General features: G+C 71.9%; 10 protein-coding genes and 1 pseudogene. 5 read left to right on the top strand and 6 right to left on the bottom strand.

From position 1 onward, the window contains the following. Positions 1-26 precede the first annotated feature (26 nt). Positions 27-239, bottom strand: coding sequence for a DUF397 domain-containing protein (locus tag JEK78_RS05770; RefSeq protein ID WP_200263025.1), 213 nt, complete (start codon positions 237-239; stop codon positions 27-29). Beyond that, positions 236-1,057 carry a helix-turn-helix transcriptional regulator gene (locus JEK78_RS05765; RefSeq protein ID WP_242483366.1) on the bottom strand — a complete coding sequence of 274 codons (822 nt, stop codon included), beginning with the start codon at positions 1,055-1,057 and terminating at the stop codon, positions 236-238. The genes JEK78_RS05770 and JEK78_RS05765 overlap by 4 nt, the downstream gene beginning before the upstream one ends. Positions 1,058-1,725: 668 nt before the next feature. Here JEK78_RS05765 and JEK78_RS05760 point away from each other — a divergent pair. The 3 genes from JEK78_RS05760 to JEK78_RS05750 all read left to right on the top strand — a co-directional run bounded on the left by JEK78_RS05760 (position 1,726) and on the right by JEK78_RS05750 (position 6,104). Next, positions 1,726-2,229, top strand: a complete 504-nt coding sequence (locus tag JEK78_RS05760) for an ATP-binding protein (RefSeq protein ID WP_242483277.1) — start codon at positions 1,726-1,728, stop codon at positions 2,227-2,229. A gap of 126 nt (positions 2,230-2,355) precedes the next feature. Then, positions 2,356-3,933: a serine/threonine-protein kinase gene (locus JEK78_RS05755; protein WP_200263023.1), complete on the top strand. Its 1,578-nt coding sequence runs from the start codon at positions 2,356-2,358 to the stop codon at positions 3,931-3,933. A 38-nt stretch (positions 3,934-3,971) separates the two neighbouring features. Continuing rightward, entirely contained in the window at positions 3,972-6,104 is a 2,133-nt protein-coding gene (locus JEK78_RS05750) for a UvrD-helicase domain-containing protein (RefSeq protein ID WP_200263022.1), read from the top strand. Positions 6,105-6,167: 63 nt separating this feature from the next. On the opposite strand, the pseudogene JEK78_RS05745 reads toward JEK78_RS05750, so the two are convergent. Further along, a pseudogene (locus JEK78_RS05745) lies at positions 6,168-6,728 on the bottom strand (hypothetical protein); the annotation flags it as partial. A 338-nt stretch (positions 6,729-7,066) separates the two neighbouring features. Between JEK78_RS05745 and JEK78_RS05740 the strand changes: the two are divergent. Further along, positions 7,067-7,372 (top strand): hypothetical protein, encoded by a 306-nt coding sequence (locus tag JEK78_RS05740; protein WP_200263021.1) that lies wholly within the window; start codon positions 7,067-7,069, stop codon positions 7,370-7,372. An 83-nt stretch (positions 7,373-7,455) separates the two neighbouring features. Here the strand turns inward: JEK78_RS05740 and JEK78_RS05735 are convergent, their stop codons facing one another. Then, positions 7,456-8,196, bottom strand: coding sequence for a hypothetical protein (locus tag JEK78_RS05735; protein WP_200263020.1), 741 nt, complete (start codon positions 8,194-8,196; stop codon positions 7,456-7,458). Beyond that, the gene (locus JEK78_RS05730; protein WP_200263019.1) at positions 8,193-9,551 is read right to left on the bottom strand and encodes a hypothetical protein; all 1,359 of its coding nucleotides are present in this window, start codon (positions 9,549-9,551) and stop codon (positions 8,193-8,195) included. The genes JEK78_RS05735 and JEK78_RS05730 overlap by 4 nt, the downstream gene beginning before the upstream one ends. A 79-nt stretch (positions 9,552-9,630) precedes the next feature. Between JEK78_RS05730 and JEK78_RS05725 the strand changes: the two genes are divergently transcribed. Beyond that, entirely contained in the window at positions 9,631-10,281 is a 651-nt protein-coding gene (locus tag JEK78_RS05725; protein ID WP_242483276.1) for a hypothetical protein, read from the top strand. Positions 10,282-10,459: 178 nt separating this feature from the next. Here JEK78_RS05725 and JEK78_RS05720 read toward each other — a convergent pair whose 3' ends face one another. Further along, positions 10,460-10,645: a hypothetical protein gene (locus JEK78_RS05720; protein WP_200263018.1), complete on the bottom strand. Its 186-nt coding sequence runs from the start codon at positions 10,643-10,645 to the stop codon at positions 10,460-10,462. Positions 10,646-10,724 lie beyond the last annotated feature (79 nt).

Here is a 10,724-nt window from a genome sequence, read left to right as displayed (position 1 = left end):
TGGTGAGCGAGGCCCCTACCGTGGTGTCACGCTGAGTGGTTGGCCGTCGACTGCACGAGGCTGGTCCATGCCCGGGGGCTGACATTGAGGATGGGCCCGTTGGGCTGTTTGGAGTCCCGTACGTGCACGGTGTCGGGGGTGGCGGCCACCTCGATGCACTCGCCGCCGCCTCCCGTGCTGTAACTGCTCTTGAACCAGGCGGGCTCAGTTGTGGGCGTAGCGATGTCTTGACTCTTCATGCTTCTCCCATCATTTGCACGATGGTCGCCGACGACTCGCTTGGTGTCAGCGCCTGGGATCGCAGGATGCCATAACGCGCTTCCAGCTCACGGACTTTGACCGAGTCAGTGTACAACCGGCTGTCGTCTTGAACTTCCGCGTACGCGATGCGCTGGCCTCCATTGGTGTCGATCAACGTGAAGGGGCCACCCAAGGCAGCGTGATCAGCGCATTCGGTCGGCATGACCTGCACCTCCACGTTGCGGAACTGTGCAGTCACCAGCAGCTGTTCCAGAGTCTCGCGCAACACGTTGTCGCCCCCGATCGGCCTGCGTAGGACTCCCTCGTCAATGACGAAGCTCAGCAGCGGGGCCGGCTGTCGTTCGAAGATCGCCCGCCGGGCCATTCGGGCCTCCACCCTCTGCTCGATCACATCGACTGGAAGCAGTGGGCGCTGCATCTGAAAGACCGTACGTGCGTAGTCCTCGGTCTGCATCAGACCTGGCACGGCGTAGACCGCGTACACGTTCAGGGTTGCCGCCTCCGCCTCCAGCCGCGCCATGTCCCGGAAGAAGGCCGGATACTGTGCCCGTGCCACCTCCTCCTTGAGCGCCTTGAGCACTCCGCCCGCGTCAAGAACCTCGTCCGCCCGGTCGATGAACTTGCCGGGTGGGATGCGGCGTCCCTGCTCGAACGAGGCGAGGGACTGCGCCGCGTAGCCCACGAGCTTTCCGAACTCCGCGCGCTCCAGGCCCGCCCGTGTGCGGAGGAGCTTCAGTTGCCGGCCGAAGGCGGTGACCACGCCGTGTCCGGGGTGGTCCTCCGGTGGTCGCTCGATGGTTTCGGCCGCGCCTGGTGGTTCCGTCGATGTCTGCCCGGTCGTCGCGTCAGCGTTCCGCACCGTCGCCATCCTTCCCCGTGCGCACACCCCTTGGTCCGTCCGCGTGCCTCGCGTCGTGCCGTCGGGTGGGCGATCCGTCGTAAGGAGAACGTGCACGACGTCGCGCGGTCACCCTCGGGGTGCGCGAAAGCCGCGTACACGAGCGAGTTGTACGAGGCCCGCGTGAGCGACAGCCGAGACTCGTCGATCGTGGTCAGGGGGCGGGAGGTCGCCCGCGACCTTCGACGCGCCGCCAACGAGAGGCGCCTGAAGCCGAACCGGGCGGCGAGGAGAGCGGGCTCGCCTCCGGGGTTCCGTCCGAAGGCCTACGGTCGCGGGTCCGCCCTGCCAAGCGGTCGAGATCAGATGCTTGGGGTCGACGGCCGGACCTGCTGAACCGCTCGTTGGTGTCGAACCATCGAGAGACATCCGGAGGTCCTGGAGCCGCGATCCGCCGATCCCCCGGCAGTCCACTTCGGCCCCGAGACGTGGCCGAGGCAAGTCAAGGCCCCGTGTCGCCGTCACCCCTCCCCGCGCGTACAACGCGCCCGCCGCCCGCGTACCGGGGGGAGGCGGCGGCGCATCACCCATGGTCACGGCGTGCCGGCAAGGGCCACCGTGGAACCATGACGAACGACCTCACCGGCGCCCCACGCCCCGCCGCCCCGGCCCCGGGCCTCGCCCGGTGTTTCGAGATGGGCTTCAGCCCCACCCCGCGCGGCGCCCGACTCGCACGACGGCTGTGTGCGGAGCGGTTGCACTCCTGGGGCGTCCCGTACGGCACCGAGGCACACGACGCCGTCACACTCCTGGTGGCCGAGCTCGCGGCGAACGCCGTTCACCACGGTCGGGTCCCGGGGCGGGACTTCCGGGTACGCCTGGACGTCCCGCCGTGGGCCGGAACCCCCGTGCGCGTCGAGGTGGTCGACGCCCGCGGCGAACGCCTGCCGGAGCCCGAGCGGGGGTTTCCCGGCGCCGAACGCGTCGACGGGCGCGGCCTGCTCCTGGTCGCCGCCGTCGCCGACCGATGGGGCTGGGGCTCGCGGCCCCGAGGGGCACCCGGAAAGGTCGTATGGGCCGAGTACGACCGGCGAGATCACGCACCGCGGGCGGTTCTCGGCCAGATGTGACGAACCCCGTGCGCCACTCTGGACGGAAGATCGCCGCCCCCACCACACTGGTTCCGACGCGTGGTCCGGTCGACACCACCCCGGTTGCCGCGTCGGCGACAGCAACAGCCACGGGGCGGGGGCACGGTGCCGCAGCGGATCATCGACGGACGTTACGAACTCCTGGAGGAGCTCGGCCACGGTGGCATGGGCGACGTCTGGCGCGGCTACGACTCCGTGCTGGACCGGCCCGTGGCGGTGAAGCTCATCCGGCCCCAGGCCGTCACCTCACAGCGGTCGGCGGAGGAGTTCGCCAAGCGGTTCCGGCGCGAGGCACGGATCACGGCCCGTATCCGGCACCCCGGGGTGCCGCAGGTCCACGACGCCGTCCTGGACGAGTCCCACGCGCACCTGTTCCTCGTCATGGAGCTGGTCGACGGAGTCCAGCTGTCCGCCTACGTGGACCCGGCCCGGCCGCTGCCGGTGAGCTGGGCGGTCGCGGTGGCCGCGCAGGTGGCCACCGTGCTGTCCCACGCCCACGAGATCCCCGTGGTCCACCGGGACCTCAAGCCGAGCAACGTCCTCGTCGCCCGGGACGGGACCGTGAAGGTCCTGGACTTCGGCATCGCGGCCATCCTGCGCACCGACACCACCAAGCTGACCGCCACCGGGAGCCCGATCGGGACCTCCCAGTACATGGCGCCCGAGCAGGTGCGCGGCGGGCGCGTGACGCCGCGCACCGATCTGTACGCGCTCGGCTGTGTGCTGCACGAGATGCTCTGCGGTCGGGCGCTGTTCCGGGCCGACAGCGAGTACGCGCTGATGTACCGGCACGTCACGGAGGAACCCACCCCGCTGCGTCGGCTGCGCCCCGAGGTCCCGCACGCGCTGGAGGAACTCGTCCTGCGCCTGCTCCGCAAGGCACCGGAGGCCAGGCCCGCCGACGTGCGGGAGGTGTACGAACGGCTGCTGCCCCTCCTCCCGCGCGCCGGGCGGGACCCGTCGCCCGGAGAGACCGGACCGGCCGGCGTCCCCGACCCGACCAGGCCGTTCCGCCACCCGTACGCTCCCCGCTCACGAACCCCGTCGGCGGCGGCCCCCACGTCCTCGGAGGAACCGGAGGCCGCGTCCCCGCCCCTGCCGGACGAGCTGCGGGCGGACATCGCGGACGCGTACGCGCACTGCGACGCCCTGCTGGAAGAGGAGCGGTTCGCGCAGGCGGCGGAGGTGCTCGGCGAGGTCGTCGAGCCCGCCGCCCGCGCCCTCGGTGCCGAGAACCGGCAGGTACTGGAGCTGCGCACGCAGCGGGCGGCGATCCGGCTGCTCGGCGGCGACTACCGGGCCGCCCTGCCCGAGTTCACGGCGCTCGCCGACGCCTACGGGCGTGTCGCGGGGCCCACGAGCGGGCAGGCCCGGGCCTGCCGCGCCCAGGCCGCCCGCTGCCGCGCCGAACTCGGCCAGGTGACGGAGGCGCTCACGGCGCTGGAGGCGGTACTCGCCGTCGTCCGGGCGGTGGACGGCGACGGCTGCGAAGAGGCCGTCGAACTCCGGCGCGACATCGGCATGCTGCTGCTCGCCCAGGGCCGCGCCGCCGACGCCCTGGCCCTCCTCGAACCGCTGCACGCCGACCTCCGATCCGTGCACGGCCCCGGGGACGAGCTGACCGCCGAGGTCGCCGAGGTCCTCGCCCTGATCCGGCTGGACCTCGACGGCGGGACGCACTGAAGACCGACCGGCGGAACAAGCGGGAGAGACGCACGGCCATGCCCCACCTCGCCTTCGACATCGCCTTCTGCGCCCAGCTCCCCAAGCTCCGGGGAACGGTGCGCAAGGGGGTCTTCGACGCCTGGGAGAAGTTCGAACGGCTCAGCCTGAAGCAGCTGTTCAAGGACCCCGGGCTCAAGCTGGAGTCGCTGAAGAACGCCCGTGACCCGCACATCCGGACGATCAGGATCGACCGCGGCACCCGGGGGGTCGTGCTGGCGCCCGACAGCGGGGACACCTACGTCCTGTTGCGGGTGCTGCCGCACGACGAGGCCAACACGTGGGCGGTCAAGCAGAAGGCGTCCATCAACACGGTGACTCGGGCCGTGGAGATCCGCGACATCGCCGTCCTGGAGGAACTCGCCCCGGCGTACGAGCGCACCGCCCCCGCCCCCGAGCAGCGACTCTTCGCCGCCGTCTCGGACGGTGACCTGGCCGCGCTCGGCATCGACGGGACGACGCTGCGGCAGGCCCGCGTACTGACGAACGCGGAGCAGTTGGAGGTGTTCGCGCCGTTCTTCCCGCAGGATCAACGCGAGGTCCTCGAATACCTCGCCGCCGGCTTCGGCGTGGAGGAGGTGTGGCGGGACGTCGTCGCCGCGCACCTGGCCGCCGCCGAGAGCGCCGGACCGGTGGACACGTCCGACTACGAGACGGCGATCCGACACACCCGCGCCCGCATCGCGCAGGCCACCGGATCGGACGAACTCCGCGAGATCCTCGACAAGCCGTTCGCGGCCTGGCGGGTCTTCCTCCACCCGTCCCAGCACAAGGTGGCCTACCGGGCCTCGTACTCCGGGCCCGCCCAGGTGACCGGGGGGCCGGGCACCGGCAAGACGGTCGTGGCCCTGCACCGCGTGCGCCACCTGCTCGGGCACCTGCGGGACGGCGACCGTGTCCTGCTCACCACCTTCACCAACACCCTGGTGGCCGCCCTGCGCTCCGGCCTCGCCGAACTCGTCGACGACGAGGCGCTCCGGGACCGGGTGGACGTCACGACCGTCGACGCCTTCGCCGGACGGGTGCTGTCCACGCGGCTCCGGCCGTTGCGGGCGGACGAGGAACAGGCCCGCTGGGAGCAGGCCGCCCGCGTCGCCGGCTTCACCGGGGACCCGCGGTTCCTCGCCCAGGAGTACAAGCACGTCGTCCTCGCCCGGAACCTGCGGACGTACGAGGAGTACGAGGCCGCCGAACGCAAGGGGCGCGGCACCGCGCTGCCGGCGGCGGCCCGTCCCCCGGTGTGGGCCGCCGTCCAGGAGTTCGGCGCCCGGCTGGCGGCCGACGGGCTGCGGACCTACCTGGGGACCTGCGCCGAGGCCGCGGACCTGCTGGAGCGGACCGGGCCGCGCTACCGGCACGTCGTCGTCGACGAGGCACAGGACCTGCACCCCGCGCAGTGGCGGCTGTTGCGCGCCGCCGCCCCGGCCCGCCCGGACGACCTGTTCATCGCGGGCGACCCGCACCAGCGCGTCTACGACAACCGGGTGTCGCTCAAGGCGGTCGGGATCAAGGTGACGGGTCGGTCGACGAAGATGCGCAGGAACTACCGCTCCACCCACGAGATCCTCAGCTGGTCCACCGCGCTGCTCGTGGGCCGTCCCTTCGCGCGACTGGAGGACGACGCCCGACACGAGACCCTGCTCGGCTACCGCTCGGCCCTGCGCGGCAGCGGCCCCGAGACGCACGGCGCCGGCTCACCGGAGGCGGAGCTGGCGGCCCTCGTCAAGCGTGTGCGTGGCTGGCTGGACGACGGGGTCGCGCCCGGTGACATCGGGGTGAGCGGCCGGTTCAACCGGATCTGCGACCAGGTGGCCGAGCACCTCGCGGCGGCGGGCATCCCCGCGCGGCGACTGCGGGCGGACCGGCCGTCGGCCGCCGACGCGGTGAACGTCGGCACCATGCACGCCTTCAAGGGCCTGGAGTACCGCTGCGTCGCGGTGATCGGCGTCCGCGCCGGAGCCGTGCCGCACCCCAAGGCGCTGACGCCGGTGGACGTCGACCGTCTCCAGCACGAGGCCGATCTCCTGGCGGAGCGCTGCCTGCTCTTCGTCGCCTGCACCCGGGCCCGCGACGGCCTGTACGTGTCCTGGTCGGGGGAGCCGAGCCCGTTCCTCCTCACGGAAGGGATCTGAGCGGGCGGGTGGCGCGCGGGGCTCGGCCGGCGGGCCGGTCCGAGGGGCACACGAGAGGCGATGTCAGACCTTGCCGATGCCGAGCGTGTTCTCGCGGGGCAGCATGCCCGAGCCGAGGACCTCCAGCCAGAGCGGGCCGAGAAGGTCGGCGAGTCGAGCGGTGCCCTCGGTCCCCAGCTCCCGCCAGGGGGCGGCGGCCAACGCGTCCGTGCCGCGCTCGATCTCGGCGCGCAGGGCGCGACCCGCGTCGGTCGCCGTGCCGTCGGCGTCCAGCAGACCCCGCCCGACGAGCCGTTCGCGGGCGGCCGTCCACTCGGCCGGGCTCCAGCCCCGGCCCGCGAAGACCGCGCCGGGCGCGGCGCCGATCGCGGCGAACGACACCAGCGCTTCCACGGGGTCGAGCCCCGCCACGAGGAGGGCGGCCAGGTGGCCGTCGCCACGATGCTCGCGCAGGATCGTCGTGGCCTGCCACAGGGCCAGATGGGGCTCCTCCGGCCAGGGCAGCGCGGAGTTCGCGGCGGCGAGCGGGCGGCCCTCGCCGGGCGCGGACTCCGCCGCCCGGCGGGCGAGCGCGGCGGCCTCGGCGAGCTCGGGACCGTCCACCCGCTCGCCGAGGAGCGCGCGGAGGCCGACCCGCCGCCGAGATCGCCACCACCTTTCGCGACTACGGCAGCGACGAGGACGACATCACCTTCCACCAGATCGAGCGACTCTACGCCAACGAGGAAGAGGGCGCCTTCTGGCGACTGAGGGTGCTCATGCCGGCCGAGGGCGACGCCCGCCCGAACGGCGAGCGCCTGTACGAGGACATCGCCCGGAGCCTCCAGATCCAGGACCTCTGACCCGCCTCGCGGCACCGGTCGGGCGGGGGGTGCCCTCGCCGCCCCTCGTCGGTCGGCGGGTCCCGGTCAGGGCGGGCGGGGCGTCGATCGCCGAGGCGGGAAAGGGAAGGCAGGGACCCCATGTCATTTCTGAGGTTCTCCAGCGACGAGGTGAAGGAGATGGCTCGGACGCTGGAGAGCGGTGGCGACGACTTGCGCAGGGCGTCGAAGGCGATGACTCGCGCGGACTCCGGCCGGCTGGGTCACGACGGTCTTCGGTCCGCCTGCGACGCGTTCGCCGAGTCCTGGGACCACGGCTTCGGGCGGCTGTCGAAGCTGACCAAGGGCGTGTCCAGGTTCGCGGACGAGGCGTCGGAGGAGTTCCTCGAACTGGACCGGCGGCTGTGCGACGAGGTTCGGATGTCCCGTGACGCGGGGGAGAAGTAGGCGAAGCACCCGTCGGGGGCCGCGAGACGGCCGAGGCTCGCCGGCGCCCCGCGACGGTCGGCGCTCTTGGGCCGGCGCTCCTCTCAGCGGGCTCGGTTCGTCGGTCTCCCCGCCTCGACGGGGCCGGACCCCGCCGGCGAGTCGAAGTCGAACGACCGGCCGATGTGGGCCAGCCGCAGGCAGTAGGAGTCCAGCAGGAACACGGACGGGGTGGCGATCGTCACGTACACGGCGTAGCCCCTCGGCGCCGGGATGACGAGTTGCAGTGACGCCATCGGGACCCCCGGCGCGGGCCGTCCCTCGGCCGCCGGGAGGGTGAGCGATCGCAGGGAGGTGGACATCACCCCCGGCCCCGACGGCAGCTTGACCGCCAAAACCAGGTCCTGCTCCCCCTGAAGCCCCTTGCCCAGCGGGTAGTCCACCTCCTCCACGTCGCGCGCGTCCGTGAGGAGCCGCCTCGTCTTGGCCTGGTAGATCCCCTCGGCGGCCAGGAGCGGGTCCTGGTGCCCACTGGGACGCACGGAGACGGCGAGCAGGCCCATCGACAACCGTTCGTCCCCCTCCACGTTCTCGGTGCCCACGCACATCGCCGTGAGGATCGTGGTCTCCTCGCCTCGCCGTGAGAGCCTCGGGAGGTAGTCCCGCATCCGTGCGGCGGCGGCCTCCCGTTGCTCGTCGTCGGCTTCCGGCATGAGTCTCCCCATCGCCTTCCGCCATCCGTCGGACGTCGTGGGGTCCGGAAGCCTCACGAACTCGTCCGGCACCTGGTGTCGGAAGGCGTACGCGGCATGGGGCGACGGGACGTCGCCCACGAAGGCGGTCATGCGACAGTCCCGAACCGCGAGGGCGCGAGCCCCGACGTGAAGCTCGCGCCCGCCGACCTCAGGGTCCTGGAGGAGTCGATCCGCGGCCCAGGGGGGCCCGGGGTCGTCACTCCGTCGGCCGGCCCGTCCGCGTACAGCCCGGCGAAGGGGCCGACGAGGGGAACGTCCTTGAGGTTCCACTCCCCGTCCGTCCACCGGGAGTCGTTCGCGTTCGAGCCGAGCGCGAGGCCGGTGCCGGTCAACGCCCCGGTCCAGTCGAGGGTGTTGCCGATGGCGACGTGTGTCCAGCCCCGCGCCGATATGGAGAACCCCCGGACACTGTTCGTCACGCCGCTGGGGATCTGCGCGATCCCCTTGAGGTGGTTGCCCGGACCCATCTCGCCCACCGCGGCCATGAGCCCTCGTGAGGCGCGCAACGCCCGCCCGGACTGGACGAGGGCCCTGCCCGCCTGGGCGAGACGGGCACCCGCGAGACCCACACCGCCGGTGAGCACGCCTCCCACGTCCCATGCCAGGGTTTCCCAGGTCATCCCCTCCGCACCGCCCGCCAACGCCACGCCGTGCGCGGCCAAGGCCCCGACCCCGACGGCGAAGCCGACGAGACCGAGCGCCCCGACCCCGGTGCCGAGAAGGAGAGCGACGAGGCATATCACACCGATGACCATGGCGATGTCGGCCAGGACGTCACCGACGAGCTTCCAGAAGTCGGGGTCGGTGATCGTGTCCCACGCGTCCCCCAGGAACTCCCTGAACTCTTCCACCAGACCGTCGAACAGACCCGGCTCGGGTGGAGCGTCGTCGGCCGCGTCACGCACCTGCCGGGCCGCGACGTCGGCCACCGCGGTGAACTCGGCGTTCAGGGATCGGGCGCGGGCCCGAACGGCTTCGAGCTCGTCGTTCGCCGCGTCGTACGCGCGCCGCCCGCGCCTCACGTCCCGAGCGTGCTCGTCCCTCTCCGTGTCGGTCATGCCCGACGTGTCGCTCGGCAGCCCGTCGAGCCGGCCCCTCTCGGCATCGACCCGGCTCGCCGCTTCGGCCGCCTCCCGCTCCAGCCGACGGGCGCGTGACCGGAATTCGCTCAGGCCGCTCTCCCACGCGGAGAGCGCACGGTGGGCGGACTCCAGCGCGTTCAGGGACTTCCCGAGGTACGGCGGGATGACCGATACGGACTCGGCGAACGCGGTCGCCGAATCGCCGACCCACACACCGTCCACAGTGCCGATCCTGTTCAGTTTGGTCCGGGCGTCGCCGCTCTCCCGAATGACGACGCCGACCATGGTGACCAACTGCTCGACCGCCTCCGGGTCGCCCGGTGCCGGGTCGAAACCCAGGTGCGGAAACTTCGCCGATCCCATCCATCCCCCTGCGCGCGTGACAAGGCATCAGGTCCGCTCGGTCGGAGCCGACGTGCGAACGAGACCTACGATGCGCGTGGTGCCGACCGCCATCGTATGGACCACGATCACGAGCCATGAAGAGAGGGCGTCGATGTTCTTGCGGCAACAACTGCGGTCGCTGACGCGTGACGGAACGAACGGCGCGGAGCGCCACGTCGCGCGCAATCTGCTGAGATCACGGAAGAAGTTCGCGTCCTTCGCCTACGTCGCGGAGCAGTACGGGTACGAGTACGGCGGCCTCTCCTCGCTGTCTCCCGGCGGAAGCCCCAACCCCTACTTCGACTTCCGCCGCATGCCGGACGCGGCCCGGCGCGCCGAGCGCACCGCCGAGCGGTACCCGGACGCACTCGACGGGGGACGGCTGCCCGGTATGCGTCCCGGCCGCGATCGCCTCACACCGCTTCCGGAGGCCCGACACGCGGTCGGTCTCCTCCACGCGCGCATCGAGGTCGACTACAGCGGCACGCAGAGGAAGCGTGGGCTCGTCCAACTTCTGATCCTGCCGCTGGTGTTGCTCATTCCCCTCTCACAGTTCGGTTTCACCGCCACCTCGGTGACGGTGTGTGCCGGCGCCTGGGCGGTCGCGGCGGGTCTGTGGGCACTGGGTGTCGCCCTGGCCCGTCGACGCCGGGCGAGGTACAGCGGCATGCTCGAACGGGCCGGCATCCCCTGGCCACCGAGCCGGTAGCGCCGCGTGACGCCCGCCCGCGGTCGACGGGCACCGGCCCGAGGGCTCCTCCCGCGTGGTCGCCAACCCGTTGCAGGCGGCGAGCCTTCTGGGTGCCGTGTCCCGCGTTGGTGGTTTCGACCGAGCACTCGAGATGTACTACGCCGGTTGAGGCCCGCGGAGGTCGTGGGAGTTCCGCTCAGGACTGCCATCTTCCCAAGGTGGGTTGGAGGATGGCCGATCTGCACCGGACGAGGCCGACAGCGGACAAGAAGTACAGGAAGTAGGCGGCCTTGCGTACGCGTTCACCGTTCTCGTTCTTCATGTTCGGCACGGTGGGGCGGCGGATCAGCAGGGCCCGTGCCGCGTCGTCAGTGGGGGACATCCCCTGGAGGAGAGAGCCACCGCCATCCCGATCGGGTACCTCGCGATGGTGACTCGGAAGATTTCAAGTCCAGTGAGAC

Origin of the sequence: Streptomyces sp. HSG2 (genome assembly GCF_016598575.1) — a bacterium.
Classification (GTDB): Bacteria; Actinomycetota; Actinomycetes; order Streptomycetales; family Streptomycetaceae; genus Streptomyces.
Note: the sequence above shows the minus strand (reverse complement) of the source record. Positions and strands in the feature narration are given on the sequence as shown.

What these genes read in the sequence shown, in the direction of transcription:
- JEK78_RS05770 (WP_200263025.1), bottom strand. Translation starts at nt 239, where the DNA reads ATGAAGAGTCAAGACATCGCTACGCCCACAACTGAGCCCGCCTGGTTC.
- JEK78_RS05760 (WP_242483277.1), top strand. Translation starts at nt 1,726, where the DNA reads ATGACGAACGACCTCACCGGCGCCCCACGCCCCGCCGCCCCGGCCCCG.
- JEK78_RS05750 (WP_200263022.1), top strand. Translation starts at nt 3,972, where the DNA reads ATGCCCCACCTCGCCTTCGACATCGCCTTCTGCGCCCAGCTCCCCAAG.
- JEK78_RS05740 (WP_200263021.1), top strand. Translation starts at nt 7,067, where the DNA reads ATGTCATTTCTGAGGTTCTCCAGCGACGAGGTGAAGGAGATGGCTCGG.
- JEK78_RS05735 (WP_200263020.1), bottom strand. Translation starts at nt 8,196, where the DNA reads ATGACCGCCTTCGTGGGCGACGTCCCGTCGCCCCATGCCGCGTACGCC.
- JEK78_RS05730 (WP_200263019.1), bottom strand. Translation starts at nt 9,551, where the DNA reads ATGGGATCGGCGAAGTTTCCGCACCTGGGTTTCGACCCGGCACCGGGC.
- JEK78_RS05720 (WP_200263018.1), bottom strand. Translation starts at nt 10,645, where the DNA reads ATGTCCCCCACTGACGACGCGGCACGGGCCCTGCTGATCCGCCGCCCC.